This window comes from Comamonas antarctica (assembly GCF_013363755.1).
Classification (GTDB): Bacteria; Pseudomonadota; Gammaproteobacteria; order Burkholderiales; family Burkholderiaceae_C; genus Comamonas; species Comamonas antarctica.
On record NZ_CP054840.1, the window covers coordinates 708798 to 734787 of the forward strand.

General features: G+C 63.4%; 24 protein-coding genes. 19 read left to right on the top strand and 5 right to left on the bottom strand.

The window, feature by feature from the left end; all coding sequences use genetic code 11:
- Nucleotides 1–8 precede the first annotated feature (8 nt).
- A complete protein-coding gene (locus HUK68_RS03310) occupies nucleotides 9–770 on the top strand; it encodes an amino acid ABC transporter ATP-binding protein (protein ID WP_279614233.1) in 762 nt (253 codons plus the stop codon).
- Between the two features lie 132 nt (nucleotides 771–902).
- Here the strand turns inward: HUK68_RS03310 and HUK68_RS03315 are convergent, their stop codons facing one another.
- Nucleotides 903–1970 carry an ABC transporter ATP-binding protein gene (locus HUK68_RS03315; protein WP_175502909.1) on the bottom strand — a complete coding sequence of 356 codons (1068 nt, stop codon included), beginning with the start codon at nucleotides 1968–1970 and terminating at the stop codon, nucleotides 903–905.
- Between the two features lie 93 nt (nucleotides 1971–2063).
- Between HUK68_RS03315 and HUK68_RS03320 the strand changes: the two genes are divergently transcribed.
- The 4 genes from HUK68_RS03320 (at nucleotide 2064) to HUK68_RS03335 (ending at nucleotide 6331) form a co-directional block, all read left to right on the top strand.
- Nucleotides 2064–3686 carry an ABC transporter permease gene (locus tag HUK68_RS03320; RefSeq protein ID WP_175502910.1) on the top strand — a complete coding sequence of 541 codons (1623 nt, stop codon included), beginning with the start codon at nucleotides 2064–2066 and terminating at the stop codon, nucleotides 3684–3686.
- Nucleotides 3687–3701: 15 nt separating this feature from the next.
- Nucleotides 3702–4082, top strand: a complete 381-nt coding sequence (gene arsC, locus HUK68_RS03325; protein ID WP_175502911.1) for an arsenate reductase (glutaredoxin) — start codon at nucleotides 3702–3704, stop codon at nucleotides 4080–4082.
- Nucleotides 4079–4810, top strand: coding sequence for a prephenate dehydratase domain-containing protein (locus tag HUK68_RS03330; RefSeq protein ID WP_175502912.1), 732 nt, complete (start codon nucleotides 4079–4081; stop codon nucleotides 4808–4810). Before arsC ends, HUK68_RS03330 begins: the two co-directional genes overlap by 4 nt.
- A gap of 75 nt (nucleotides 4811–4885) precedes the next feature.
- Entirely contained in the window at nucleotides 4886–6331 is a 1446-nt protein-coding gene (locus HUK68_RS03335; RefSeq protein WP_175502913.1) for a phospholipase D-like domain-containing protein, read from the top strand.
- A gap of 15 nt (nucleotides 6332–6346) precedes the next feature.
- On the opposite strand, the gene HUK68_RS03340 is transcribed toward HUK68_RS03335, so the two are convergent.
- From HUK68_RS03340 to HUK68_RS03350, 3 genes are all read right to left on the bottom strand, one after another.
- Nucleotides 6347–6853: an OmpA family protein gene (locus tag HUK68_RS03340; RefSeq protein WP_175502914.1), complete on the bottom strand. Its 507-nt coding sequence runs from the start codon at nucleotides 6851–6853 to the stop codon at nucleotides 6347–6349.
- A 114-nt stretch (nucleotides 6854–6967) separates the two neighbouring features.
- Nucleotides 6968–7939 (bottom strand): ion transporter, encoded by a 972-nt coding sequence (locus HUK68_RS03345; protein WP_175502915.1) that lies wholly within the window; start codon nucleotides 7937–7939, stop codon nucleotides 6968–6970.
- 47 nt (nucleotides 7940–7986) lie between these two features.
- The gene (locus tag HUK68_RS03350) at nucleotides 7987–9324 is read right to left on the bottom strand and encodes an aminotransferase-like domain-containing protein (protein WP_175502916.1); all 1338 of its coding nucleotides are present in this window, start codon (nucleotides 9322–9324) and stop codon (nucleotides 7987–7989) included.
- Between the two features lie 79 nt (nucleotides 9325–9403).
- On the opposite strand from HUK68_RS03350, the gene HUK68_RS03355 reads away from it, so the two are divergent.
- On the top strand, nucleotides 9404–10273 hold the full coding sequence (locus tag HUK68_RS03355; RefSeq protein ID WP_175502917.1) for a DMT family transporter: 870 nt from the start codon (nucleotides 9404–9406) through the stop codon (nucleotides 10271–10273).
- Nucleotides 10274–10275: 2 nt separating this feature from the next.
- On the opposite strand, the gene HUK68_RS03360 is transcribed toward HUK68_RS03355, so the two are convergent.
- Nucleotides 10276–10521: a hypothetical protein gene (locus HUK68_RS03360; protein ID WP_175502918.1), complete on the bottom strand. Its 246-nt coding sequence runs from the start codon at nucleotides 10519–10521 to the stop codon at nucleotides 10276–10278.
- A gap of 151 nt (nucleotides 10522–10672) precedes the next feature.
- Here HUK68_RS03360 and HUK68_RS03365 point away from each other — a divergent pair, with 151 nt between their 5' ends.
- The 13 genes from HUK68_RS03365 to HUK68_RS03425 all read left to right on the top strand — a co-directional run bounded on the left by HUK68_RS03365 (nucleotide 10673) and on the right by HUK68_RS03425 (nucleotide 25748).
- Nucleotides 10673–11020 carry a VOC family protein gene (locus HUK68_RS03365; protein ID WP_175502919.1) on the top strand — a complete coding sequence of 116 codons (348 nt, stop codon included), beginning with the start codon at nucleotides 10673–10675 and terminating at the stop codon, nucleotides 11018–11020.
- A gap of 149 nt (nucleotides 11021–11169) precedes the next feature.
- Nucleotides 11170–11847, top strand: a complete 678-nt coding sequence (locus HUK68_RS03370) for a type 1 glutamine amidotransferase domain-containing protein (protein ID WP_175502920.1) — start codon at nucleotides 11170–11172, stop codon at nucleotides 11845–11847.
- Between the two features lie 36 nt (nucleotides 11848–11883).
- Nucleotides 11884–12861 (top strand): zinc-binding dehydrogenase, encoded by a 978-nt coding sequence (locus HUK68_RS03375; RefSeq protein ID WP_175502921.1) that lies wholly within the window; start codon nucleotides 11884–11886, stop codon nucleotides 12859–12861.
- Between the two features lie 37 nt (nucleotides 12862–12898).
- Nucleotides 12899–13252 carry a DUF1304 domain-containing protein gene (locus HUK68_RS03380; RefSeq protein ID WP_175502922.1) on the top strand — a complete coding sequence of 118 codons (354 nt, stop codon included), beginning with the start codon at nucleotides 12899–12901 and terminating at the stop codon, nucleotides 13250–13252.
- A gap of 215 nt (nucleotides 13253–13467) precedes the next feature.
- Complete coding sequence (locus HUK68_RS03385; RefSeq protein ID WP_175502923.1) at nucleotides 13468–14673, top strand: tyrosine-type recombinase/integrase; 1206 nt, start codon at nucleotides 13468–13470, stop codon at nucleotides 14671–14673.
- An 888-nt stretch (nucleotides 14674–15561) separates the two neighbouring features.
- Nucleotides 15562–18903, top strand: coding sequence for a metallophosphoesterase (locus HUK68_RS03390; RefSeq protein ID WP_175502924.1), 3342 nt, complete (start codon nucleotides 15562–15564; stop codon nucleotides 18901–18903).
- Nucleotides 18904–19659: 756 nt separating this feature from the next.
- Complete coding sequence (locus tag HUK68_RS03395) at nucleotides 19660–19824, top strand: hypothetical protein (RefSeq protein WP_175502925.1); 165 nt, start codon at nucleotides 19660–19662, stop codon at nucleotides 19822–19824.
- 3 nt (nucleotides 19825–19827) lie between these two features.
- Nucleotides 19828–20088 (top strand): hypothetical protein, encoded by a 261-nt coding sequence (locus HUK68_RS03400; RefSeq protein ID WP_175502926.1) that lies wholly within the window; start codon nucleotides 19828–19830, stop codon nucleotides 20086–20088.
- 3 nt (nucleotides 20089–20091) lie between these two features.
- Nucleotides 20092–20529, top strand: a complete 438-nt coding sequence (locus HUK68_RS03405; protein ID WP_175502927.1) for a hypothetical protein — start codon at nucleotides 20092–20094, stop codon at nucleotides 20527–20529.
- A 367-nt stretch (nucleotides 20530–20896) separates the two neighbouring features.
- On the top strand, nucleotides 20897–21751 hold the full coding sequence (locus HUK68_RS03410; protein ID WP_175502928.1) for a hypothetical protein: 855 nt from the start codon (nucleotides 20897–20899) through the stop codon (nucleotides 21749–21751).
- Nucleotides 21752–21934: 183 nt separating this feature from the next.
- Nucleotides 21935–22156, top strand: coding sequence for a helix-turn-helix transcriptional regulator (locus tag HUK68_RS03415; protein WP_175502929.1), 222 nt, complete (start codon nucleotides 21935–21937; stop codon nucleotides 22154–22156).
- Nucleotides 22153–22773: a hypothetical protein gene (locus HUK68_RS03420; RefSeq protein ID WP_175502930.1), complete on the top strand. Its 621-nt coding sequence runs from the start codon at nucleotides 22153–22155 to the stop codon at nucleotides 22771–22773. Before HUK68_RS03415 ends, HUK68_RS03420 begins: the two co-directional genes overlap by 4 nt.
- Nucleotides 22770–25748: a DUF927 domain-containing protein gene (locus HUK68_RS03425; protein WP_175502931.1), complete on the top strand. Its 2979-nt coding sequence runs from the start codon at nucleotides 22770–22772 to the stop codon at nucleotides 25746–25748. Before HUK68_RS03420 ends, HUK68_RS03425 begins: the two co-directional genes overlap by 4 nt.
- The last annotated feature ends 242 nt before the right edge of the window (nucleotides 25749–25990 follow it).

Genomic DNA, 25990 nt, shown 5'->3' on the forward strand with positions numbered 1-25990 from the left:
AATGCTGCATGCCTGACACCCCCATGGTCCGCTTCGAGCAACTGAACAAATGGTTCGGGCGTGACTTCCACGTGCTGCGCGACATCGATCTCGACATCGCGCGCGGCGAGCGCCTCGTGGTCTGCGGCCCCTCGGGCTCGGGCAAGTCGACGCTGATCCGCTGCATCAATGCGCTCGAACCTTTCCAGGAAGGCCGCCTGACGGTGAACGGCGTGGCGCTGGCCGTCGAGGGCCGCGAAGACCTGCGCGCGGTGCAGCAGGTGCGGCGCAGCGTGGGCATGGTGTTCCAGCAGTTCAACCTGTTCCCGCACCTCACGGTGCTCGACAACCTGACGCTCGCGCCGCGCAACGTCGGCAAGGTCCCGCGCGCCGAGGCCGAGGCCCAGGCCCTGGCCCAGCTCGAGCGCGTGCACATCGCCGACCAGGCGCACAAGTTCCCGCTGCAGCTCTCGGGCGGCCAGCAGCAGCGCGTGGCGATCGCGCGCGCGCTGTGCCTGGCGCCGCAGATCCTGCTGTTCGACGAGCCCACCTCGGCGCTCGACCCGGAAATGGTGCACGAGGTGCTGGACGTCATGGTGGAGCTGGCCGGGCAGGGCATCACCATGGTCTGCGTGACCCACGAAATGGAGTTCGCCCGCTCGGTCGCCGACCGCGTGGTGTTCATGGACCAGGGCCAGATCATCGAACAGGCCGCGCCCGAGGCGTTCTTTTCCAATCCGCGCAGCGAGCGCGCCAGGCAGTTTCTGGATAAGTTGCTGGGGCGGAAGTAGGGCTCCTGCGCAACGCGAGCGAAGGGCGCCGTTAGATCGGGCAGGGCGCATGCTCAGGGCGAACCCCGCCGGCGCCGCATGTGGGGGGCCTTGCCCCCCAGCGCGACCACACGCAGTGAGGGAGCGTGGGGGCTACTTCTCCCTGGGAAACGCCACCACATGCTCCACCGCGAGCTTCATGCCCACCCATTCCCCGACCTCATGGTTGTGGTGGCTGGGCACGTGGGCCATCACCGTCTGGCCGCTGGCCAGGCGCATGGTGTAGAGGAACTCCGAGCCGCGAAACGACTTGCGCACGATCTGCGCCTTGACTTCGGCGCTGTCGTCGTGGATCACGTCGTCGGCGCGCAGCAGCACGTCGCATTCGCCGTTCGGGTAGCTGGACGGCAGCGGGCATTCGGCAACGTCGCTGAGTTCGCCCAGCGGGGTTTCGGCCACCACGCCGTCCTCGCGCATCACCAGGCGCGCGGGCAGGAAGACGCCATGGCCGATGAAGTCGGCCACGAAACGCGTGGCGGGACGGTGGTACAGCGTGTATGCGTTGTCCCACTGGTGCAGTTCGCCGTGGTTCATCACGCCGATCACATCGCCGATCGCAAACGCTTCGAGCTGGTCATGCGTGACGAACAGCGCCGTGGCTCCGGCAGCCTTGAGAATGCTGCGCACCTCGTGCGCCAGGCGTTCGCGCAGATCGACATCGAGATTGGAGAAAGGCTCGTCGAGCAGCATCAGCTGCGGCCGCGGCGCCAGCGCGCGCGCGAGTGCCACGCGCTGCTGCTGGCCGCCCGACAGCTCGTGCGGGAAACGCGCCGCGCTGCCTTCGAGGCCGACCAGCGCCAGCACCTCGGCGACGCGCGCCGCCTGTTCGCTCTTGCGCAGCGCGTGGATGCCGAAAGCGACATTCGCGCCCACGCTCAAATGCGGGAACAGCGCGTAGTCCTGGAACACCATGCCGATGCGCCGCTGCTCGGGCGGCAGCGATACGCTGGCGCTGCCCACGACCTGGTTTTGCAGCCGGATCTCGCCGGAACTCACGGGTTCGAGCCCGGCCACGGCGCGCAGCAAGGTGGTCTTGCCGCAGCCCGAGGGGCCGATCAGCACGCCGATGTCACCAGCATTCAGATTCAGTGAAACGCCGTTGACGGCGGCCTGCGGGCGGCCGGCATAGCGCACCTCGAGTTGGGAGACCTTGAGAAACATTCCGCGATTGTAGGGTGGTGCAAATGCTTAGAATTCGCGTTTGCGCGAAAGGCCCCGGCCACCCGTGCCTTCCTCCTCCAGCCGAGTCCCATCTTGCGCCGCATCACTCTTGCCTTCCGTTCCCTGCCACTGATACTGCTGGCGCTGCTGCTGACATTGCCGGTGCTGGCGGTGTTTGCCGCCTGGCTGCCCTGGGGCGGCGATGCGCTGGCCGGGCCCATCCTGCGCGAGATGGCTTCGACGGTGCTGCCGGGCTATGCCTTGACCACGGTCTGGCTGGGCCTGCTGGTGGCGCTGGGCGCGGCCGTCGTCGGCACGGTGGCCGCGGCCACGGTGACGCTGTTCGATTTCGCCGGGCGGCGCACGCTCGAATGGCTGCTGCTGCTGCCGCTGGCCATGCCGGCGTATGTCACGGCCTATGCGTATACCGACTTCCTGCAGTTCAGCGGGCCGCTGCAGGTCTGGCTGCGCGAGACCTATGGCCTCGAGGGCCGGCTGCTGCCTGAAGTGCGCAGCCTGGGCGGCGCGGTCTGGGTGTTCATCTTCTCGCTTTATCCGTATGTCTATCTGCTGGCGCGCACCGCGCTGGGCGAGCGCGCCGCGCACCTGATGGAGGCCGCGCGGCTGCTGGGCGCGCCGCTGTCCCGGCGCATCGCCACGATTGCGCTGCCGCTCGCGCGCCCGGCCGTCGCCGCGGGCGTGGCGCTGGTGGTCATGGAGACGCTGGCCGATTTCGGCGTCTCCAGCTACTTCGGCATCCAGACCTTCACCACCGGCATCTACAAGGCCTGGCTGTCGATGGACAACCGCATTGCCGCGGCCCAGCTCGCGACCTTCCTGCTGGTGCTGGTCGTGCTGCTGCTGCAGATCGAGATCCGCGCCCAGCGGCGCATGCGCTTCGTCACCAACGGCGTGGGCCGCGCGGGTTCGGCCGAGGCCCAGCCGCTGCGCCTGCGCGGCGCGCAGGTGGGCATGGCCTGGCTGATCTGCCTGCTGCCGGTGCTGATGGGGTTTGCCGCGCCGGTGTTCTTCATGCTGCGCCCGCTCGCGGCCGACTGGTCGGTGTTGCCCTGGTCGCGTTTTCTCGAATGGGCCTGGAACAGCGTGCGCCTGGGCGCGATCACCTCGGTGCTGGCCGTGGCCATCGCGCTGGCGCTGGCGTTTGCCGTGCGCCGCCGCCCCGATGCGCTCACGCGCGGCGTGGCCCAGCTGGCCAGCCTGGGCTATGCCGTGCCCGGCGCGGTGATCGTCGTGGGCCTGCTGCTGCCCGTGGGCTGGCTGCAGGCGGCCGCGCCCGACTGGGGCCTGGCCTCGCTGATCACGGCCACGGCGGTGGGCATCGTCTGGGCGTACCTGGTGCGTTTTTGCGCGGTGGCGCTGCAGTCCATGCAAAGCGGTTACGCGCGCATTCCCGTGAGCTTCGATGATTCGGCGCGCATGCTGGGCACGCACAGCTGGGGGCTGATGGCGCGCGTGCACTGGCCGCTGCTCAAGCGCTCGACGACCGCGGCCGCGCTGCTAGTGTTTGTCGACGTGATGAAGGAACTGCCCGCGACCATGGTGCTGCGGCCGTTCAACAGCGACACGCTGGCCGTGGTGGCCTACCAGCTGGCGCGCGACGAACGCCTGGGCGAAGCCGCGCTGCCTTCGCTGGCGCTGGTGGCGGTGGGGCTGGTGCCGGTGATCATGCTGAGCCGGACTTTGCGCTCGCGCTGAGTACACTGCGCTCCCATGAGCCAGACAACTTCTTCATCCGATTTCCCGGTCACGATCTACCATAACAGCCGCTGCAGCAATTCGCGCGGCGCGCTGGCGCTGATCCGCGAGCGCGGCATCGAGCCCACCATCGTCGACTACATTGCCGAGCCGCTCGATGCGGCGGCGCTCACGGCGCTGGTGCGCCAGCTGGGCGTTCCGGTGCGCGAGCTGCTGCGCAGCAAGGAGGCGATCTACGCCGAACTGCAGCTCGATGACCCCGCGATCGGCGATGCCGAACTCATTGACGCCGTGGCCGCCCACCCGGTGCTGCTGAACCGGCCGATTGTCGTCACGCCGCGGGGCGCGGCGCTGTGCCGGCCGCCGGAAAAGGTGCTGGCGCTGCTGCCGCAATGATTCCTGGTGCGGTACCGGGGAGCTACTCACACTGGCCCGACGCGCTGCGTGGTCCGGGCCAGCGCGTGGCCTGCCTGGGCCCGGCCGGCACCTGGAGCCATCAGGCGTGCCTGCAATGGGGCGCCGATGCAGGCCTGCGGCCCGGTCCCGAACTTCTGCCCATGGATGCCGACACGGCGCTGCAGGCGCTGGCGCAGCGCTGCGTCGATGCGGTGTGCCTGCCGGTGAGCACGCGGGTGGTGGGTGCCACGCCCTATCTTTCGCCGGTGCTGGCGCTGCTGCAACAGAGCCATGCGAATGACGCGCCCGATGCGCTGCAGGTGGTGGGTGAGTGCCGGCTGCAGCTGGGCTACAGCCTGATGGCGCGCCCCGGCGTGGCGCTGGCGCAGCTGCAGGCGGTCTGTGCCCATCCCGTGGCGCTGCAGGAGGCCGCGCCCTGGCTGCGCCAGCACCTGCCAGGCTTGCCGCAGCGCCGTTGCGCGTCGGCGGGCGCGGCGGCGCAGGCCGTGGCCGCGGCGCGCGATGAAAGGCTGGCCTGCCTCGGCCCGGCGCTCGCGGCGGCATTGCATGGACTGCATGTGCTGCAGTCGGGCATCGAACAGGGCCCGCACAATGAAACCCGCTGGTGGCTGCTGGCGCGCGCCGCGCCACCTGCGCAGGTGGCCGACGCAGCGCGGCCCTGGCTTGGCCGGTTCGGACTGGCCCACAGTGCAGGAAATCTGCCGTAGGACCCGTCGCACGAGGTCGCCGTGTGGCTGCCGCTATCCTCGCAGCATGAATCTTTTGCTGCGAGCACCCTGCCCATGACGATGATCGCGCTGCTGTCCGGCCTGGGTCACACCATCGTGGTCATTGCCAGCCTGCTGGTGTACATGGTTTCCACGCGCATCGGCCACCAGCGCCGCCACCCGTCGGCGGCCCTGGCCTGGGTCGTGGCGATGGTGACGTTTCCCTATGCCGCGTTGCCGCTGTTCCTGCTGATCGGCAGCCGCAAATTCCTGCGGCCGGTGCAGCGCCATGCCGCGCTGGTGCCGGCGCCGCCGCCCTGGGGCGAGGCCGAGGAGCTGCTCGCGGAGGAGGCGGGCACCACGCCGCCGCCCTGGGTAGCGCGCCTGCTGCGCGCGCTGGACCTGCCCGAGGCCATGCGCAATTCCAGCGTGCAATTCCAGGCCAGCGGCGAGGATGCGCTGGCCGCGCTGCTGGCCACCATCGACAGCGCGCGCGAGCAGCTGGCGCTGAGCACCTACGTGCTGGCGGCCGATGCCACGGGCGAGCAGGTGGCGCAGGCGCTGCAGCGCTGCGTCGCGCGCGGCGTGCGCGTGCGCGTGCTGATCGACGCCATCGGCAGCCTGCAGACTCCGCGCACGCTGCTGCGCGACTGGCGCGGCATGGGCATTGCCGTGCGGCGCTTCATGCCGCTGCTGCACAACCCGCTGTATGGACGCCTCAATCTGCGCAACCACCGCAAACTGGTGGTGGCCGATGCCCGGCGGCTGTGGAGCGGGGGGCGCAACGTGGCCGACGAGTATTTCATCGGCAAGAACGGTGCGGCGCCCTGGGTCGATCTGGGCTTTGTCATCGAGGGCCCGCTGGCCGCGCAGGCGCTGGCGCAGTTCGATGCCGACTGGCGCGCCGCGCCCGGCCGCATCCACCGCAAGAAGCACCGCGCCCCGGCCGTGGTCCAGCCCGAGGCGCTCGCGCCCGGCCCGGGGCAGATGTGGGCGCAGTGGATTCCCAGTGGGCCGGACCATGCCGACGACACGCTGCATGCGCTGCTGCTGTCGGCGGCGTTCCAGGCGCGCGAGAGCATCGTCGCGGTGACGCCGTACTTCGTGCCCGACGATGCCTTGCTCGCGGCCTGGACCCTGGCCTGCCGGCGCGGCGTGCGCCTGCGGCTGCTGCTGCCGCGGCGCTCCAACCACCGGCTGGCCGACTGGGCGCGCGAGCGCGCCTTGCGCCAGCTGGCCCAGGCCGGCGCCGAAATCCAGCTGCTGCCGGGCATGCTGCATGCCAAGTGCGTGATCGTCGATGGCGAGTGGGCGCTCAGCGGTTCGTTGAACCTCGATGCGCGCAGCCTGTTTCTCAACTACGAAGCCATGGCGGCGTTCTACGGCCAAACCGAGGTGCAGTGGCTGCAGGCCTGGCATGAAAAACTGCAGGCCGGCGCCGAACCCTATGTCAGCCGCCGGCCTTCGTGGCCCCGCGATATCTTCGAAGGCATGGTGCGCACCGTCGGCTTCCAGCTCTGAGGTGCGCGGCTGCCCTCAGTCGATCAGCACCACCTCGACGCGGCGCGCCTCGGCGTTGCTGCCGCCGGCCAGGGTCTGCTCCGGCTTGCGCAGCTCGATCACTTCCTCCTTCACGCCCAGCGACAGCAGCGTCGCCTGCACCGCCTGCGCGCGCTGCTTGGCCAGTTCGGCGTTGGCCGCGGCATCGCCGGTCGCATCGTGGAAGCCCGAGATGCGCGCGCGCTTGCCGTTGGTGACGCCGCGCACGACATCGGCCAGCGCCTCGTTGCCACCGATGGCGACATCGGCCTTGCCCGTCGCGAAGTAGAACTTGACGACCCCGTTGTCGACGCGCACCAGCGCTTCGTCGATTTCCACGGTGGCCGGCACCACTGCCACGGCGACCACCTCGGTCTCGGGCGCCTTGAGCACGCGCTGGTACACCACGGTGCCGATCACCGCGGACACGATCAGCGCGATCAGCGCAAACAGGAACCCGAGCGCAAACCGTTGCTGGCTGTCATCGTCGGAATTGCTGGACATGTGAAACTCCCTTGTCGATGTTGAATGGAGGCAGCGCTGCGACGGCAGGCTGTCTGGAATCGATTGTAGTGGGCCGCGTCTGGGCACGGTCAACGCGGCGGCGCCGCGCGGCGCTCACTCGACTTCGGCCGCAGGCTGGTGCATGCCGGCCGGCTGCTGCGCCGGCGCGGCTGGCGGGCGCGCTGCAGGCGCGGCCAGCGGCAGCAGCCGGGTGCCGCAGCGGCGGCAAAAGCGCGCGTCGCCTTCATGCCGGTCCTCGCCGCACATCCGGCAATCGACCCCCTTGAGGCGCGCCCGCGTGCCGGCGCTGCGCGAGATTTCCGCGCCGACGATACCCGTGGGCACGGCCAGCACCCCCCAGCCCAGCAGCATCATCACCGACGCAAAGAAGCGGCCCACCGACGTGGCCGGCGTCAGGTCGCCATAGCCGACGGTGGTGACGGTCGAGATCGCCCAGTAGATGCCCGTCGGCACGCTGGTGAAGCCGTTTTCCGGTCCTTCGATGACGAACATCAGCGTGCCCATGACGAACACCAGCACCGCCACGACGCTCAGGAACACGAAGATCTTGCGCACGCTGGCCTGCAGCGCGCGCCCCAGCATCAGGTACTCGTCGAGAAAGCCGCGCAGTGCCGGAAAGATGTGGAAGGTGCGCACCAGCCGCAGCGCGCGCACTGCCGCCAGGTATTGCGCATCGGGAAAGAAGATCGCCAGGTAGGCGGGAATGATCGCCAGCAGATCGACGATGCCATAGAAGCTCAGCGCATAGCGCCAGGGCTTGCGCACCGAGACCAGCCGCAGCAGGTACTCCACCGTGAACGCCAGCGTGAACACCCACTCCAGGCCGCGCAGCGCGCTGCCGCGCCAGCCCGCCGAAATCGCCGGCACGCTGTGCGCGATCACCACGCCCAGGCTCAGCACGATGGCCAGCGTCAGGTAGCGCTCGAAGGCCTTGCCCACCTGGGTGTTGGTCTCGAACACCGTGCGGTAGAGGCTCGCGCGCCAGCGCGCCACGGGCACGCCCAGGCGTTCGGCGGAAGGGTAGTTGTCGCGGAAGAAATTCGAGAACGGGGCAAACAGGCGCATGGGTCAGGCAGGAATTCGGCACGGGGGCCAGCGTGCATTGTGCGCCGTCAACGGCCGGTGTGGTGTTCGATGGCCTGGCGCACCTTGCCCAGCGCCAGGCGCAGCGTATCGGGCGCCACCGAACCCAGCGCCAGCCGGATCGCATGCGGCACCTGCGCCGAGGTGGCAAACGGCTGGGCCGTGGAGACCGATACGCGCTCGCGCACCAGCGCCATGGCCACCTGGTCGGCGCGCACCTCATCGGCCAGGGGCAGCCAGACGAAATAGGAGCCGGGATGGCCCACGCGCGGCAGCGGCCCGAGCACCTCGGCGGCCAGCCGCTGGCGCTGGCGCGCGTCGCGGCGCTTTTCCTGTTCGAGCCGCGCCACCGTGCCGTCATCGACCCAGCCGCAGGCCAGCGCCGTCATCACGCCCGCGGTGTTCCAGATCGTCGCGCGGATCACGCGCTCCATCCTGTCCACCCAGGACGCGGGCACCGCCATGAAGCCCACGCGCAGGCCGGCGGCCACGTTCTTCGAGAAGCCCGAGATGTAGACCGTGCATTCGGGCGCGAGCATGGCCAGCGGAGGCGGCGCGGCCTCGGCCAGGAAGGCATAGGCGCCGTCCTCGATGATGAGCAATCCATGCTTGCGCGCGATCGCCACCAGCGCCTGGCGGTGCGCCGCGTCCGTGACCCAGCCCAGCGGGTTGTTGAGCGTCGGCATGGTGTAGATGGCGCGCACCTTGCGGCGTTGGCAGAGCTTTTCCAGGACGTCCAGATCGGTGCCGTTGCCCGCGGCCGGCACTGGCGCCAGTTCGAGGTGCTGGGTCTGGGCGATCAGCTTGAAGCCCGGGTAGGTCAGCGCATCGACGGCCACGACATCGCCGGGCTGCAGCAGCGCCATCAGCGCGGTGGCCAGGCCGTGCTGCGCGCCGTCGACCAGCAGCACCTGCGCCGCGGGCACGGCAAGGCCGCGGCGCAGCAGGTGGCGCGCGACGGCGGCGCGGTCTTGCAGTCGGCCCGCATGCGGCTGGTAACGCAGCAGCGCTTCGAGATCGCCCGCCGTGGCCAGCTGGCGCAGCCCGGCGCGCAGCAGCTCGGCCTGGCCGGGCAGGGCCGGGTAGTTGAAGCTCAGGTCGACGGTGTCCGCGGCCGCGCTTTGCAGATCGACTTCCCGCCCGCCATACAGCGCGGTTTCCTTGACGAAGGTGCCGCGGCCCTGCTCGCCGCTGACCAGGCCCATCGCTTCGAGTTCGGCATACACCCGCGTCGCCGTGACCAGCGCCAGATGCTCGCGCGCCGCGAGCTGCCGGTGCGTGGGCAGGCGCGTGCCGGGCAGCAGCCGGCCGCTGCGGATATCCGCGGCCAGGCGATCGACCAGCGGTTTGTAGCGGGCTTGCGGCATAGTGGAATGTATCCATGACAATAATTTGATTGTATTGGTTGCGCTGCCTAGCATCCGTGTCTTTCACACAGGAAACCCCATGGGCAGGACATCCAACGGCTGGCGCAATGGCTTCATTGGCATGCTGATCTTCAGCGGCTCCCTGCCGGCCACGCGCATCGCGGTGCTGGAGCTGGAGCCGCTGTTTCTCACCGGCGCGCGCGGCGCCCTCGCGGGCCTGCTGGCGCTGTGCGCGCTGGTACTCATGCGCCAGCAGCGTCCCACGCGCCGCCAGTGGCATTCGCTGGCGCTGGTCGCGCTGGGCGTGGTGCTGGGCTTTCCGTTGCTCACGGCGCTCGCGCTGCAGCAGATGACATCGGCGCACGCGATGGTGTTCATGGGCATGCTGCCGCTGTCCACCGCAGTGTTCGGCGTGCTGCGCGGCGGCGAGCGCCCGCAGGCGTCGTTCTGGTGCTTCTCGCTGCTGGGCAGCGCGCTGGTGATGGCGTTTGCGCTGTCGCAAGGCCTGGGCGCGGCATGGCGTGGCGACCTGCTGATGCTGCTGGCGATCGCGGTCTGCGGCCTGGGCTACGCCGAAGGCGCCAGGCTGTCGCGCGAGCTGGGCGGCTGGCAGGTGATCTGCTGGGCGCTGGTGCTGTCGCTGCCGGCGATGCTGTTGCTGGCCGGGCTGCGCTGGCCCGCAAACCTGGGCAATGTCGGCGCCGCGGCCTGGCTCGGGCTGGCCTATGTGTCGGTGTTCAGCATGCTGATCGGCTTCGTGTTCTGGTACCGCGGGCTGGCGCAGGGCGGCATCGCCGCCGTCGGCCAGCTGCAATTGCTGCAGCCCTTCTTCGGGCTGGCGCTGGCCGCGGGCCTGCTGCACGAGGCCGTGAGCCCGGGCATGGTGGGCGTGACGCTGGCCGTGATCGGGTGCGTCGCCGGCGCCAGGCATTTCGCGCCGGCGCGCTGATCTCAGGTGATCTTGAAGGCCCAGCGCTGGGTCTTGCCGCCGGCTTTGCCTTCGTAGACCGCCCACTGCTTGATGCCCTTGACCAGCACCTTCTGGCTGATGTCGCGCACCGTTTTCTTCGCCTTGAGCTGGGCCGTGAGCCAGTCCTGGATATGCGCGTAGTGTTCGCCTTCCTGGCCGGTGGGCACCAGCAGTTCCTGGCCCGCGACCTTGCCTGCGGAAGTGACGGTGATTTCGGTGGCGGGCATGGAAAGAGGAGTCCGTGAAAAAGGTGGAGGCGGCGCGGCCGTGATTGGAACCGCAGCGGCCGATTGTGCCTTGCGCCGGCGCTGTGCGCCGCGGCGGGGGCATCCGCGCGGCGCGCGACAATGGGCGCTCAACGATTTGCCAGGAGCGCCCATGCCGGCCCATGAAAAGATCAACTATGTCGAGTTCGCCGCGCGCGATCTCGCCGCGACCGCAGCCTTCTTCGAGGCCGCGTTCGGCTGGACATTCACGCATTACGGCCCCGACTACATGGCCTTTTCGGGCGAAGGCCTTGACGGCGGCTTCTACCGCGCCGACCTTGCGGCCCGCAGCGAGCGGGGCAGCGCGCTGCTCATCTTCTACAGCGAGCGCCTCGAGGACACCCTGGCCAAGGTCAGTGCCGCGGGCGGCGAGATCATCAAGCCGATCTTTTCCTTCCCGGGCGGGCGGCGCTTTCATTTCACCGAACCCAGCGGCAACGAATTCGCGGTCTGGAGCTGACCGTCGCCCTGAGCGCAGGAAGGCCGCGACACCGCAGCCCGCGCCGGGTGTGTTTTATGCTGCTGGAGATGGCCGCCAGGCTTTGATTGCCTGACTGCCACCACCGTGCGCCCGCCGCGGCGTCGCCCACTTGCTGAAAGGACTTGGAAATGAAGATTCTTCTGGTACTGACTTCGCACGACCAGCTCGGGGATACCGGCAAGAAAACCGGCTTCTGGCTGGAGGAGTTCACCGCTCCCTACTATGTCTTCAAGGACGCCGGCGCGCAGGTCACGCTGGCCTCGCCCGCCGGGGGGCAGCCGCCGCTCGATCCGAAAAGCGACGCGCCCGACGCCCAGACCGAAACCACCGAACGCTTTCGCCAGGACCCGGCGGCGCAACAGCTGCTGGCCACGACCGTGCCGCTGGCGCAGATCGATCCCGCCGAATTCGATGCCGTGTTCTACCCTGGCGGCCACGGCCCGCTCTGGGATCTCGCCAACGACGCCGCGTCGATTGCCTTGCTCGAATCCTTTGCGCGTTCGGGCAAGCCCGCGGCCCTGGTCTGCCATGCGCCCGGCGCGTTGATCAAGGTGCGCGGCGCCGATGGCAAACCCTGGGTGGCCGGCCGCCGCGTCACGGGTTTTTCCAACAGCGAGGAGGCGGCCGTGGGCCTGACCCAGGTCGTGCCCTTCCTGCTTGAAGACGAGCTCAAGCGCCTGGGCGGCCAGTATGAGAAAGGCCCGGACTGGCAGTCGTACGTGGTCACCGACGGCCATCTGGTCACCGGCCAGAACCCGGGCAGCTCGGCCGCCTGCGCCCAGGCATTGCTCAAACAACTGGCCTGAGTGGCCGCATCCCTCATTGCACCCAAAGGAGCCCGCATGCGCAGTGCCGTCCACACCCTCTTTGGCGATCCCGCCGACGTCCTTGCCCTGGCCGACAACCCCGTGCCGCAGCCCGGCCCGGGCGAAGTGCGCATCAAGATGCTGCTGTCGCCAATCCACAACCACGACCTCTGGACGGTGCGCGGGCAATACGGCTACAAGCCCACGCTGCCGGCGATCGGCGGCAGCGAAGCCGTGGGCCTGGTCGACGCGCTGGGCGAGGGCGTGCAGGGCGTGGCGCCGGGCCAGCGCGTGGCCGTGGCCGGCGTGCATGGCAGCTGGGCCGAGTATTTCATCGCCCCGGCGCCGCAACTGGTGCCGCTGCCTGAGGCCATTGCCGACGAAGCCGCGGCGCAGCTGATCGCCATGCCGCTGAGCGCGCTGATGCTGCTCGAATTCCTCGAAGTCGACAGCGGCGACTGGATCGTGCAGAACACCGCCAACGGCGCCGTCGGCAAGACGCTGGCGATGCTGGCCGCGGCGCGCGGCGTGCACACCGTCAATCTGGTGCGGCGCAATGCCGGCGTCGAGGAGCTCGCGGCGCTGGGCATCGGCAATGCGGTCTCCACCGCGCAGCCGGACTGGCAGGCGCAGGTGCATGCCATCATCGGCGACGCCAAGCCGCGCGCCGCGGTGGACTCGATTGGCGGCAAGGCCAGCGGCGAACTGCTGGCGCTGCTGGGCGAAGGCGGCCTGCTGGTGTCCTTCGGCAGCATGGCCGGCGAGCCCATGCAGATTGCCTCGGGCGACTTGATCTTCAAGCAGGCGGTCGTCAAGGGCTTCTGGGGCAGCAAGCTCAGCGCAGCCATGTCCGTCGAAGACAAGCGCCGCCTGCTGGGCGAACTGCTGGGCCTGGCCGCCAGCGGCGCGCTCAAGCTGCCGGTCGAGGCCATCTACGACCTGGCCGACATCTCCAAGGCCGTGGCCACCAGCCTGACGCCGGGGCGCAAGGGCAAGGTGCTGCTGCGCCCTTGATCACCCGGCTGCAGTCTTTCACCAGCGGAGGAAACCGATGATCGCGAGCGTTCTCATTGGCCTGGTAGCAGCCATCCATTGCTACATCCTGGTGCTGGAAATGTTCCTCTGGCAGAAGCCCGCGGGCCGGCGTGCCTTCGGCCTCACGCCGGAGTTCGCCGTCCAGACCCGCACCCTGGCCGCGAACCAGGGCCTGTACAACGGCTTCCTCGCCGCCGGCCTCGTCTATGGCCTGGCGCGCGGCAGCGCGGGCCTGGAGTTCCAGTGGTTCTTCCTGCTCTGCGTGCTGGTGGCCGGTGTCTACGGCGGCTTCAGGGCCAGCCGCAAGATCCTGATGATACAGGCCTTGCCCGCGGCGCTGGCGCTGGTGACGCTGTGGTTTGAAGGCTGAATCGGACAACCCGGGTCAGCGCTTGCACGGGCACGCGATCCACAGCGCAGAAAAGAAAAAGGCCGCACGTCTGTGGACATGTGCAGCCTTGGAATTGGTCCCTCAGCAGCACTCGCACTCTGCCTTGAATCCCGCATGAATGCTGGGTTTCTTTTTTGGGTGTGCAAAATGTACCCCCAAATGTACCCCCAGAATGCAAAGGATACCCCCCGGCCATGAAGCTGACTGACGCCAAACTACGCACGCTGAAAGAGCCAGGCAAGTACTTTGATGGTACCGGCCTGTTCCTTGACCTGACCAAAGCGGGTGGGCGGTACTGGCGCATGAAATACCGGTATGGCGGTAAGGAAAAGCTGCTGGCGTTGGGCGTGTACCCGGGGGTAAGCCTTCGGGATGCCCGCGAGCTGGCAGCACAGGCGAAGCAGGCGCTTCAGGTCGGCGAAGACCCTGCCGAGCAGCGCAAGGCTGCCAAGGTCCAAGCTGCGCATGAAGCCGTGAACACTTTCCGGGCGGCGGCGGGTGAGTGGCTCGAGCACCAGTCGGCCCGCTGGACGCCTGTAACGCGGGAGCGCATCCGGGCATCGCTGGAGGCCGACATTCTCAAAACGATGGGTGAACGGCCGCTGGCAAGCGTCAAGCCTTTGGAGGTGATGACTGCGGTCAAGCGCATCGAGGCGCGGGGGGCGGGCGATCAGGCGGGCCGCGTGCTGCAGCGGGTCAAGGCTATCTTCCGCTGGGCCGTAATCCATCGAAAGATCGACAGCAATCCCATGCTCGACCTGGTGCAGTCCGAGATACTCAAGCCGCGTGAAGTCAAACACCGGGCGGCGTTGGACGCCAAGGATTTACCCGCCTTCCTTGCCCAGCTCGACGCCTATGACGGTGATCCGCACACGGTCCATGCATTGCGCCTGCTGATGCTGACCGCAGCCCGCCCCGGCGAGGTTCGCGGCGCGCTGTGGGCCGAGGTGGATCTGGACGCCGCCCTGTGGATCATTCCCGCCGAGCGCATGAAGATGCGCCAGGAACACCGTGTGCCTCTGTCCAGCCAAGCCCTGGAGCTGCTGCAGTCCATGCAGTCCATGAGTGGCGGGCGTGAACTGATCTTCCCGAGCCCGTATTACCCCAGCAAGCCACTGAGTGAAAACACGTTCAATTCGGCCATGGCGCGCATGGGCTACAAGAATCTAGCTACAGCCCACGGCTTTCGTGCGCTGTTCTCGACCGTAGCCAATGAAGCCGGCTGGAGGCCCGATGTGATCGAGCGCCAGCTCGCCCACAAGGAACCGAACCAAGTGCGGGCCGCCTACCACCGCAGTACCTACATGGACGAACGCGCCAAGCTGCTGCAGTGGTGGGCCGATTACCTCGATGGCCGCAAGACCGGGAAGGTGGTACACCTGCACCAGCGCACCGCCTGAGTTATCAGCAAACCTGCCAGCTCAAGTTCACCAGGCCGCTCGATGAGACGCACAAGGAACCGAACCCAGTGCCGGGCTCTGTGTCGGCGCAGAAAGGCTGGAAGGTAGTACGCCAACCTCAGCGTATCACCTGAGTTATCCGCAGACCTGCCAACGCCAGCCCGCCAGGCCGCCCAATGAGGCGGCCTTTTTGTGCCCGTGTCCTGAGAAGGATAGCGCGGTCGATGAGGGCGAACGGCGTAGGACATTATTTTTCTTGGGAACGTGGGAACACGCTGTTTTTTGAGAGCTTCTATGCCTGGAAAGCGTTGATAGGTGAGAGTTTGTTGCTATCGAATTGTTTGGGAACAAATTGGGAACAAAGCGGGAACAAAGTGGGAACAAATAAAGAATATTTCTTAATATGAAAAATTTAGTGTTCTTTCTCTATGTTGTTTTGTCTTGATTCGCTGGTGGGTGGGGCGGTTGTTGCTCCATGTGAATGCGGTAGCGGGGCTCGGTGTCTGGGCGCTTGCCGTGGTGCGGGTATGGGTCCTGCGTGTCGTAGTGCGCTTGGCTGCCGCTAGGCAGCGTGGGCCGTGACGCACATTGCCGGAAAACAGCGCGGTGGGCGTTCCCCTGGTGCCCTATCCTATGGTCCATGGTGTGCTTGCAGCGGGCTTGAGGATGCGGCTGTATACGCGTCTACACTCGAGGATTGGGCACAGGTCTATCCATGTCGGACAACATTGACGCTAAGAGATTTTTGCGGTTGGCAAGTTCTTAGCTGTGACGCACGCGCAAAATTAAGTGCTCACATCTCATGGCAGTTGTCATAGGTAGGAGAGGCCAATAGACCGTTATATTTATTAACTGCTTTAGAAGTAACAACAAAGCGAAGGAATGGGTATGGATGGCGTTGCAACACCAGCAAGTATCAAGCTGCTGCATCTGAGTGATCTTCATCTCGGCTTAGAACAGCAAGACTGGATGTGGCCCACCTTCAGATCGCAGTTCTATGAGGATCTTGTAAGTCTGCATAGGCGAGCGGGGCCTTGGGATGTTGTTATCTTCTCTGGGGACCTTACGCAACGTGGTAGTGCTGCTGAGTTTGAAAAATTAACCGAGTTGCTTTCGGGACTGTGGTCACAATTCAAAATTCTTGGCTCCGATCCTAAATTAGTGGTTGTGCCCGGTAATCACGATCTCGAGCGCCCAAAAGAAATGGACCCTACTGGGCGAGTTATGGCTCAGTGGTGGAATGACGCTGCTGTGAGGGATGATTTTTGGAAGTCGAATTCCTCCGTTTACAGGATCGCGGTGTCGGAATGGTTCAAGAATTTCGAGAGCTGGCATGAAAGGCTTTCAGAAGTGATACCGATGGCACCCTTTACCAGGGGTCTTCTTCCTGGTGATATCGCGGTGACGATAGAAAAAGGCTCGCAACGCCTGGGTATCGTCGGTCTGAATTCGGCTTGGTTACAGAACGCGGGGGGCGATTTTCAAGGTCGTCTATGTGTACATCCGCGACAGTTGATGGAAGTTACGGGTGATGACCCTGATGCATGGGGCAAAAAGCACGACTCTTGCTTGTTGGTCACGCACCATCCGGTGGACTGGCTACACCCTGAAGCTCGAAAGGATTGGGCGGCGGAAATCTATACTCCTGGGAGATTCGATGCGCATCTATATGGACACATGCACGAGGGACGGTCGATAACCGAGTCGATATCGGGAGGCCAAAGCCGCATTTCGGTGCAGGCGGCATCGCTTTTTGGTCTGGAGCACTTCGGCTCAGATAAAGTAGATCGAAATCACGGCTACTCGGTAATCCAAGTTCCTGTAAAGCAAGGCGTGCGTGGAATCCGAATATGGCCCCGAACTGTCAATATGCGAGCCGATGGCTCGCGTCGATTGGGGGCGGATCAAAACTGGACACTTGTTGACGATACCTACTGTGATATTACCTTCCAGGCCGGCGCAATAGTTGAAGCTGAATTTGAATCCTCAGGGAGTGATTCACTCGACTTGACTTCCGGAATTAAGGAAGTGCTCATGCGATTGGTGCGTCCAGGTGCTGTTAGCGAAGCTCACGCAGCCGTAAGAAAGTCCGAGCAAACTTTATTCTTGGCAGCATTAAGGGAAACGCGAAAAGCCTGGCTTGTCGCGGATTGGGGGCTAGGAGGTGATGAATTTATTCAATGCGTTCAGCAGCAAATGCTTGGCCGCAGAGGATCTATTTACTACCTTGATCTGCATAATTACCGAAATCAGGAAGAGGTACTGCAAGGACTTCCAGAAAGAATTGGTTGCGGATTTGCGGCGTTGTGCAGCGGTCTATCTGAAGAAGGCGAAGCCATTTTAGTGCTGGATGAAATTGATCTTAGTCTGGATGCTGGATCAAGCCTAACTGGTGGCACACTCTCGCTTGCACAGCAAATAGATGGCCTTGTTCAAGTTATTTTGGATTTTTGCCCAGAACTTTCTGTCGTCGTTCGATCACGATTAGCCTCGAACGCTTCGTCGATGCGAGTTGTTGAGTTGGGTGCGCTCGACGAAGCAGACACAGCGCAATACGTCTCACTACATCAGAAAGGGAGCGTCCACCTTGCGAGTCATGATGCTGTACTGCGTCTGCACCGCCACACGGATGGTATTCCGTCGCGGATAGATTCGATTTTGCGAGATCTGCAAATCGTCGGCCTCAAAGGGCTTTTTGAACTTGACTCTGATGTGGCCGGAAAGCATGCTGAGAGCCGTGAAGCTTCACCCGCATTGGTACGCACGATTCAAGCGCTCGCGGCCTCTCGAGAGGATACAGATTCGCGATCATTTTCGTTGCTCAAAGTGCTTTCAATGTTCCCGCAGGGTGAGCAGCTATTCCGCGTGAAGAGGTTTTTTGGAGCTCGAGCGTTTTACCCAGTTCATGCATCTAGGCTTTTAGAGCTTAATCTTGTTGATGTGGTGACGATTAAATCGCTTGAGGAAAAATATACTTTTAGCGAGCAGGGGAGTGCGTTGGTGGTTCGCCGTGCGGCACGGGAGTTCGTAGTTCAATCGCTTTCCAGCGTTGAACATCGGACGCTAAGCGCTAAGGCTCTTGCTCTTTATTTCGGGGATGACTGGGAGTTGCGAGGAATCCGGCCGCCGACATACCTGAAATTTAAAGATTCCCAGTGTGATATGCGTGAAATTGGGAATGCATGCACGATGGTTCTTCGGGCAACAAGAGCAGCCACAGAAACAGGGAAAATTGAAAATATTCGCTCTGCTCTGGCGCTTGCGACTTCCTTTGCTGCTCAGCTAAGAGCAGGTGACCACTTTCGCAGTGTTGCCGGCCTCTATGAAGACCTTTTACAAATGCATGAAAGTGCAGGCAGCGGTCTGGATTTAAATCCGGCTCGTATTCAGTATGCTAAAGCCCTTAGAATGATCGGGGAGTATGCGCGTGCGCGTGATTTGTTGCGACAGTGCGAAGGCTCTGTTACAACAAAGGCTCAGAAGCAGGATGTACTTTTGAATCTCGCATTCATTAGCGAGTCGCAGGATGAAGATTCGGCAGAGACGGTTGATCTAGCGAGAAGGGCAGAGAGGGTTGATCCAAAATCAAACCATGGCCTTCAGGCGAAAAGTATAATTATCCGTAATGATGATAGTTATCAGTTGGATCGTGATAATCAATTAAAGAAAGTGCAAGAGGATGCGGTGAAGCGTAAGGCTTTCATCTTGTCTAATAACTTGATGATTGATAGAGCAGAGACCATGGTCGATGCAGAATCCAAAAAGCTGCTCTTGAAAAATGTGATACAAACTGCTCGAAGAGAAGGTGATTCATACAATCTTGTCCGTGCTTCTCTGAAGCTTGCAAGAATCGGTTTAAACGAGTCGGGAGTGCTGACGGCGGAGCAGATATCAGACTGCACTCGTGCATATGAATATCTTTACAACCAGAGAATAGATAATCTTTTTGGTATCTGCCATGGTGTTTTGTGGGATTCATTTCTTGCGAATGGTGATGGTGAAAATCTGCTGCATCTATTTCGTCATAGCTCTTTGATTTGGCGTCTTCGTGGGCAGATGAAAGTAGAAAGTAAATACGTTGAGAAACTATTGCCTGTAGTAGGGAAGCAGGTTGGCTCGGGTGTTCTCAATGCTGATAGAAAACTTCTTTATTTTATGACGAGGAGTATTCAGCTTGCCTCCGATATGCCTGCTGCATCTCTTGAGCTTCAAGCCTCTAGAGTTGTATAGAAAGAAATTTTTGCTTTAAATTAGAAGATTTTGATCGTTTGAAGTTTGAAGGTGATGGAGTTTTGCACACCGAGCTCCATGAGGTATTGGCTATAGGTAGAGTGTAGAAGAAGGCGTCCTAAGATGCGCTGCTTTATTAAAATTACCTATCGTCTATTGATGAGTCGAACTACCCAATAGGACCCAAAGCGAGCTTGAAATGGTTAAAGTTGGTCGCTTAATATCCTATGTGAAGTGGATTTTTAATGGTTTGCAATGCGCTTGCCGACGCATACTTACAGGTGCGCGCCGTTGCTGGGGCGGGTTAGACCTTGGCCGATTCGTAGTCTGCAACATTCTCCTAGAGTCTTCGCTTGAGCATAGAAAATCCAAGAGGAATCTTTATAGATCATCTCTGGACCACTGAGCTATTTGGTGTGGAAGCTGTTCATCGCTCAAGCGTCCGTGATATAGTGCAGTCATCACGCCAAAAAAGCGTGAACGGGATTGGCGTCCCGACGAACCACTGCGAAATAAGCCGCAGTACACGCGCAGTACCTGCGGCTTTTGAATTCGTGCCTTCAGTTTATGGCGGCTCGGATGGGAGAGCGCAAGCTCTGCCGGTTCACGCAAGTGGTTCCCGGTACGCCAACCTGTCCGAGCTGCCGCCTTCCATTGGCGTGGGAGGTGGTGGTTTTAGCAAACCGAACCACTTGGAGGTCACACGTGACCGCTTTCGCTCAGGCCCGCCTCCGCGCTGCCCCTACATCGCCCGTCATGGGCACCCTCGACCCTATTCAACTTCACGCCGATGCTCATAATGCGCTGAGCATGGCCGTGTTCTACCTACGCCAGCCGCAGGCAAATACCGCTGCTGCCAAGCGCAAGGCCATCCAAGCCCTGGCCGCCCTGCGTGGGCTGTCGTTGGCTCAAGAGGGCTGAGTCATGGCCGGCACCACCTTCACCCAATACACCGATTCCAAGACGCTCGCGCGTGACTCCCAAGCCGTTCTGAGCGAGCAGCGCAGTGTGTTCATCAGCGCGGACATTAAGCGGGACCGCATAGCGTTTTCGATGGCAGATGACGCGCACAGCAGCCAAATGATTTTCACGGCAGAGCAGGCCCGAGCTATTGCAACTGAGTTGCTTGCATGCGCCGATGCGCGTGACGCTTTGCGCACCGTTAAACCTAGCCAGCGGGGGTGAACCATGGCAACCAGAAACAACATTGCCCGCGTGGCAGTGAAGGCGAAGCCTTGCCAAAAACAGGCCGTATCCATCGTACCGCCCACATGGCAGCAGACGATATTGATGGCCTTGGCCTTTGCTCAGGACTCGTTGGAGCGACTGAGTTCTGCAATCGCTACGGACAAGGATTGGGGGGATTCGGACGTTGAGGCAGACGTGTGTCTGTCGATGGATCTGGTCCTGGAGCGAATCAAAGAGATGCGCGCCAATCCTCCTGCTGAGGTGGCGTTGTTTGAGCGTGAATGGTATGAGTCTGCTTCGATCGTGAACCTGTGTGTACGCGTTTTCAGTCGCACCGATACCTACTATTTCCGCTGCCTGGAGTCCGTGAAAAAGCTGTTCGAGGTGTTCGCGGATGCGGTGGTTTTCGTGGACCGGGAGGGACGTTGTGGCACATAAGAATTCCCTCAAGACAATGCAGGCCCAGCGGTTGCGCATCGCGCGCCACGCGACATATGAGGCAGAGGCGATAGCACGCCATCTGAATGCCAGTTTGCCTATACGGCATCCCGAATATCAGCATCTGAGGGCCTTGGTCGTGCGCCTGTTCGACCTCAATAGCGTGGTTATGTCCGTCCTGGATGACGACGACTGTCGATGCATCGCAGAGATGCAGGGTGTCCTGGATGGATGCTGAGATTTCTCAGGTTAAATACTGTATTTGCATACATGTGTTTAAACCCCAGCTAGGTCGGGCCGCAATCCGACTGAAAAGGCAAGCCCCCGGTTGCCCTGCTGGGGCTTTCTGCCGGGGTTGCATTTGGGGATGCAGATGAATGTTGATGTGAGCTGGCGCTTTGCGCTGGCGATTCCTGCTTTTTTTGAAACCGCGCGGCCCAGCGTCAGGCGTCAGGGTTGGCCCGCCGTCCTTGTTCCGTGGCAATTGGCCGTTTTGCAGATGCCTTTTCGGCCCGGCGATGAGCAGGGTGAGGAGGCTGCAGATGTGCTGTTTGAGGCTATATGGGATGCCGCTGAAGGTGGAAGCCTTGAAGTTTCTGAAAGGGTGGTGGAGGTGCGAGAGGTTGTCGATCCAGAGGCAACAGCCAGGGCTAGGGAGGCCGCGCGCGCCAAGTCACAGGCGTGGCTCGCTTCGGAAATTGCCAGGGGTGGAATCATTGCAGGCGTGTATGCAGGGCTTGACGAAATTGATGCCGGTGCTGGTGTGCCGCCTGTTCTTGTTGAAGAAAAAAACACGCGTCATTACATTGGGCCTGCCGCATTTGCCGCATGGCTTGCCGCGCAAGACATGGGACCCAGTAAGCACATTGCAGCCTGGTTTAAAGCGTGTGGGAAAGCGCAGGCCGCCAGCGCTGACGCGGCCGCCGCGTTGAGTGCAGAGGAGGTGCAAGACCTGCCGACTCTGGTGCGGTATCGCCTGCAATTCGCCGGCAAGCCCGCACAGCAGAGGCCCCAGTGGACGGCCCCGCATGTGGTGTTGGTCCGAGCCTGGCTGCGGCAGGAGCAAGAGGCGGGCCGTGACCGAGGTGCGGTGGGGCGGCTGGCAGGCGATATGGGCATGACGCGCCAGGGCCTGCAATCGGTGTTGGATAAGCATGTCGAACGCGCCCAAGCAACCGCATTTGATGGGCTTGGCCGTCGAGCCAATGGAGGGGCCGCATAAATGGCTTGCCGTTTGCCTTGCAGTGCCTTGCGGGCTTCGCTTCTTGCTCGCACCGCTTGCGCTCTGCGCGAGCGTTTGCGGACTACTGCAAGGCGACGGCAACCCCCCTCGACTACGAATATTTCCTCAACGCCACAAGCGCACCACGTTGGATGCGTTGGCGTCCCTCAAAGGAAATTACCCATGCAAGTTGTTCATTCCGCCCGTTCTGCTGTACCTCGTGATCGCCTGTTGCGTTTGGCCGATGTGGAGGCGGTCACGGGCTGCAAGAAAAGCACGGTCTACAAGCTCATGAAAGAAGGGAAATTTCCGGCATGCGTTCGGATCACCAGTCGCATGGTTGCCTGGCCGGAATCGGCCGTCTTGACATGGGTGCAGCAGCGCATCGGCGGTGCGCTGGCATGAGCAGCGCTGCCAAGGGCATCAAGGCGATGCGTCATGGCCTGGGTGATGCGCCAGGGGCTGCGCAATCGGTAGTGATTGAAGCGATGAAGCAGGGAGGTATAGCCATGCGTGAACACTCCATTCAAGCGGATCTGCAGCCCGCTGACAAAGCGAGGCATGCAGCAGCCGAGGCGGCGCAGTTGCGCTTGCGTCGAGGTGCGGAACATATGCAGGCGCATCACATTCCGCCTGATGGCGTGATCTTTCGCAAACGGTGGTGCCGGGCAGGCCAGCCCACCATGTACGTGCTGTTCGCGTGGCCTGGCGTGCTCATGCTGCAGGACGCCAAAACAGGCCATGTAGTGAAGCAAGCGCGCGCCAGTTGCATGGCGCATTCCATGCCGAATGAAACAGCATTCCTGCAGTCCGCTGGCAATCCCGCTTCGTTGCGGGCGATGCGGTTCGTGCCGCCACAAGGCGCGCCGTGCCGGCTGGTGTTCGACGCCTGGGGTGTGCTGACCATTTCCAATTGCAAGACAGGTGAGGTTCTGGCCAGGTCCCAGCCTGGCCGCCCTGCGGTGCTGCAGGCGGGCTTTTGCCCGTTGCATCGGCGTGACCTGGAGCCTCGTATTCAATGACCAAGACCACCATTACCCCCGAGCTGCTGCGCAATGCCTTGAGCTTTGTGCCGTCCAATTTGCCCCGTGATGAGTGGGCGCGCGTGGGTATGGCTATCAAGAGCGAGTATCCCGACGATACGGGGCTGCAGCTTTTCAGCGACTGGAGCGCGAGCGGCGGCGGCACCTTTGATGCGGGCGCTGCGCGCAGCACCTGGCGCAGCATTCGGGAGGGCGGTGGAGTAGGGGTGTCCACGCTGCTGTATCTGGCAAAACAGCATGGCTTCAAGCTGCCCCGCCAGGGTAGCGCAGCCCACAAGCCCAGTGCGGCCGAACTGCAGCAGCAGGCCGAACAACGCGAACAGCGCCAGCAAGCGCAAATAGCCGAAGCGGCCCGTATGCAAGCCGACCATGAAGCGGCGGCCGGCGAGGCTGTGGCCTTGTGGGAAAACGCCAGCGACACGGGCGAATCTCTTTACCTGCAGCGCAAGGGCGTGCAAGGCATCGGGGTGCGCTATACCGTCGATGGCTGGCTGCTGGTCCCGGTGCGCGATGAGACCGGGCGCTTGTGGAACGTGCAGCGCATTGCGCCTACTGCGGCTGCGAATGGCGGGCCGTCCAAACTGTTTTTGAAGGGCGGGCGCAAGTCCGGGCTGTGGCATGTGCTGGGTAGTCTGGAAGCCGCACCCCTGGTGCTGATTGCCGAGGGCTACGCCACGGCCGCCAGCCTGCACATGGCAACGGGTCTGCCGGTGGCCGTGGCCTTTGATGCGGGCAACCTGCTGGGCGTTGCAAAGGCTTTGCGCCAGTTGCTGCCGCCTGCCGCGCTGGTGGTGTGCGGCGATGATGACGCGGCCACGCAGGCGCGCACGGGCCGCAATCCTGGGCGCATGAAAGCCGAGGCTGCAGCGCGTGCTGTGAAGGGGGCGGCGGTGTTCCCCACTGCGCTGCCCGAGGGTGCCAGCGACTTCAACGACATGCACCAGGCTCACGGCCTTGAGGCCGTGCAAATGTGCGTGCAGCAGGCCACTGAGGGGCTGCAGGCAGCGCCAGCCGAGGCCCGCCATGCGAACGTGCCGGCGACAGATCCCGATTCGAGCGATATCGCGGGCGCTGGCGGCACGCCTGCAGATAGTTCCGGTAGCCTGAGTGGCAGCGGTAACGGAAATGGTGGCAATGGCCGCAGCAGGGGCAGCGCCAATGGGCCGGATGATGTAGCGGAATGGGATGACCCATTCATGTTGGATGACGGCGGCGTGTGGTTTCATGGCCGCGACCGCGATGGCAATCCGGCAAGGCCCATGTGGTTGTGCTCGCCGCTGCAGGTCGAAGCACTCACGCGCAACCAAGAGGGCGCAGGCTGGGGCTACCTGCTGACCTTTGCTGATCCGTTGGGCATCCCCAAGCAATGGGCCATGCCGGCGCGCATGTTGAGCGGCGACGGGGGCGAATATCGCGGCCTGCTGTTGAATATGGGCCTGCGCATCGCCACCGCACCAGCAGCCCGCAACCGGCTGACCGAGTACATCCAGACGCGCAAGCCGCCCGAGTTCGCCAGTTGCACTGATCGCATTGGCTGGCACGGCAGGGCTTTCGTGTTGCCCCATGAAACCATTGGCGACGAGGCCGAGCGCATCGTTTTTCAGTCGGATAACCAGATGGAGAACACCTTCCGCATCAAGCGCGATGCGGATGAATGGCGCAACCGCGTGGGCCTTCTTTGCGCTGGAAATAGCCGTCTGGTGTTCGCTGTCTCCAGCGCCTTTGCAGGGCCGCTGTTGCGGCCTGCAGGCATGGAGAGTGGTGGGTTCCATTTTCGGGGCGACAGTTCAAGCGGCAAGACCACGGCGCTGCGCCTGGCGGCCAGCGTTTACGGTGGTCCCAGCTTTATGCAGCGGTGGCGCACCACGGACAACGCCTTGGAGGCGATAGCGGCCCAGCACTGCGACAGCCTGCTGATTCTTGATGAGCTGGCCCAAGTAGAGGGCAAGGTGGCGGGAGAGTGCGCCTACATGCTGGCGAATGAACAGAGCAAGGCGCGCGCTACCCGTAACGGCGCTGCACGTGCGCGCCTGTCCTGGCGCTTGCTGTTCCTGAGTGCAGGGGAGCTAGGCTTGGCTGACCATATGGCCGAAGGCGGCAAGCGCACGCGCACCGGGCAAGAGGTTCGCATGGCCGACATTCCGGCCGATGCCGGCGCGGGCATGGGGGCGTTTGAGCGCCTGCATGGCTTGCCCGATGGTGCGGCCTTCTCCACTCACTTGGCCCGCGAGGCACAGCATTGCCATGGTGCGGTAGGGCGGGCTTTCATGGAGTGGGCCACGGCCAATTTCGATACGCTGGCGAAACGGGTGCGCAACGCAGTAAGCATCCTGTCCAGCACGTGGATACCCAACGGTGCGAGCGGCCAGGTGGCCCGCGTGGCGGCCCGTTTCGCGCTGGTGGGCGTTGCAGGTGCTCTGGCTACTGAGGCAGGTCTAACGGGCTGGGATGAGGGCGAGAGCGAAGCCGGGGCGAAAGCCTGCTTTGATGCCTGGCTGGCGGCCCGTGGCGGCGCTGGCAATGGTGAGGTAGCGGCCATGCTGCGCCAGGTGCGCGGCTTCTTTGAGGCGCATGGGGAAGGGCGCTTCACCTGGTGGCATCGTGCGGCCGATGACCATAACGCCAAGACACTGCAGCGGGCAGGCTTTCGGCGCATGGTGGGCGAGGATGGCAAGCCCATCAAGAACGATGCAGAGCACCAGCGGGAGTATGGCGAACGTATGCCGCCGACAGAGGGTGAGCGCGTGTGCCTGGAGTATTTTTTGCTGCCCGAAGTGTTTCGCACGGAGGTATGCCGGGGCTTTGATTACAAGGCCGTCTGTAAGGTGCTGCTGGCCCATGGCTGCCTCAAGCCCAGCAAGGACCGGGAGTACGACGCAAAGCACCGGCTCCCTGGCCTGGGTCTGTCCTGGTGCTATCACGTCACCCCCGCCATCATGGAGCTGGACGTGTAGCCAGTCGCCAAAGATGCCCCCCTGCAAATGGGGCACATTGCCCTCCTTGCTATAGCCCACGGTGTCACAGCCCTGGGCTTTTTGCCGTGTGCTGCACCGTGGCTGAATGCCTGCGTTAGTGCTGCGTCCGGGCGCGCCGGAGGGGGCGCGGCGGGGAGTCTGTTCTGCGCTGAAATTCACCGTGCTTTGTGATCGTGTTGAGCCTAAACAGCCAGCACCAAAAGAGATATTGTCAGCCCTGG

Coding starts and splice junctions, on each gene's coding strand:
- HUK68_RS03310 (WP_279614233.1), top strand. CDS start 9: ATGCCTGACACCCCCATGGTCCGCTTCGAGCAACTGAACAAATGGTTC.
- HUK68_RS03315 (WP_175502909.1), bottom strand. CDS start 1,970: ATGTTTCTCAAGGTCTCCCAACTCGAGGTGCGCTATGCCGGCCGCCCG.
- arsC (WP_175502911.1), top strand. CDS start 3,702: ATGAGCCAGACAACTTCTTCATCCGATTTCCCGGTCACGATCTACCAT.
- HUK68_RS03330 (WP_175502912.1), top strand. CDS start 4,079: ATGATTCCTGGTGCGGTACCGGGGAGCTACTCACACTGGCCCGACGCG.
- HUK68_RS03335 (WP_175502913.1), top strand. CDS start 4,886: ATGACGATGATCGCGCTGCTGTCCGGCCTGGGTCACACCATCGTGGTC.
- HUK68_RS03340 (WP_175502914.1), bottom strand. CDS start 6,853: ATGTCCAGCAATTCCGACGATGACAGCCAGCAACGGTTTGCGCTCGGG.
- HUK68_RS03345 (WP_175502915.1), bottom strand. CDS start 7,939: ATGCGCCTGTTTGCCCCGTTCTCGAATTTCTTCCGCGACAACTACCCT.
- HUK68_RS03350 (WP_175502916.1), bottom strand. CDS start 9,324: ATGCCGCAAGCCCGCTACAAACCGCTGGTCGATCGCCTGGCCGCGGAT.
- HUK68_RS03355 (WP_175502917.1), top strand. CDS start 9,404: ATGGGCAGGACATCCAACGGCTGGCGCAATGGCTTCATTGGCATGCTG.
- HUK68_RS03360 (WP_175502918.1), bottom strand. CDS start 10,521: ATGCCCGCCACCGAAATCACCGTCACTTCCGCAGGCAAGGTCGCGGGC.
- HUK68_RS03365 (WP_175502919.1), top strand. CDS start 10,673: ATGCCGGCCCATGAAAAGATCAACTATGTCGAGTTCGCCGCGCGCGAT.
- HUK68_RS03370 (WP_175502920.1), top strand. CDS start 11,170: ATGAAGATTCTTCTGGTACTGACTTCGCACGACCAGCTCGGGGATACC.
- HUK68_RS03375 (WP_175502921.1), top strand. CDS start 11,884: ATGCGCAGTGCCGTCCACACCCTCTTTGGCGATCCCGCCGACGTCCTT.
- HUK68_RS03380 (WP_175502922.1), top strand. CDS start 12,899: ATGATCGCGAGCGTTCTCATTGGCCTGGTAGCAGCCATCCATTGCTAC.
- HUK68_RS03385 (WP_175502923.1), top strand. CDS start 13,468: ATGAAGCTGACTGACGCCAAACTACGCACGCTGAAAGAGCCAGGCAAG.
- HUK68_RS03390 (WP_175502924.1), top strand. CDS start 15,562: ATGGATGGCGTTGCAACACCAGCAAGTATCAAGCTGCTGCATCTGAGT.
- HUK68_RS03395 (WP_175502925.1), top strand. CDS start 19,660: ATGGGCACCCTCGACCCTATTCAACTTCACGCCGATGCTCATAATGCG.
- HUK68_RS03400 (WP_175502926.1), top strand. CDS start 19,828: ATGGCCGGCACCACCTTCACCCAATACACCGATTCCAAGACGCTCGCG.
- HUK68_RS03405 (WP_175502927.1), top strand. CDS start 20,092: ATGGCAACCAGAAACAACATTGCCCGCGTGGCAGTGAAGGCGAAGCCT.
- HUK68_RS03410 (WP_175502928.1), top strand. CDS start 20,897: ATGCAGATGAATGTTGATGTGAGCTGGCGCTTTGCGCTGGCGATTCCT.
- HUK68_RS03415 (WP_175502929.1), top strand. CDS start 21,935: ATGCAAGTTGTTCATTCCGCCCGTTCTGCTGTACCTCGTGATCGCCTG.
- HUK68_RS03420 (WP_175502930.1), top strand. CDS start 22,153: ATGAGCAGCGCTGCCAAGGGCATCAAGGCGATGCGTCATGGCCTGGGT.
- HUK68_RS03425 (WP_175502931.1), top strand. CDS start 22,770: ATGACCAAGACCACCATTACCCCCGAGCTGCTGCGCAATGCCTTGAGC.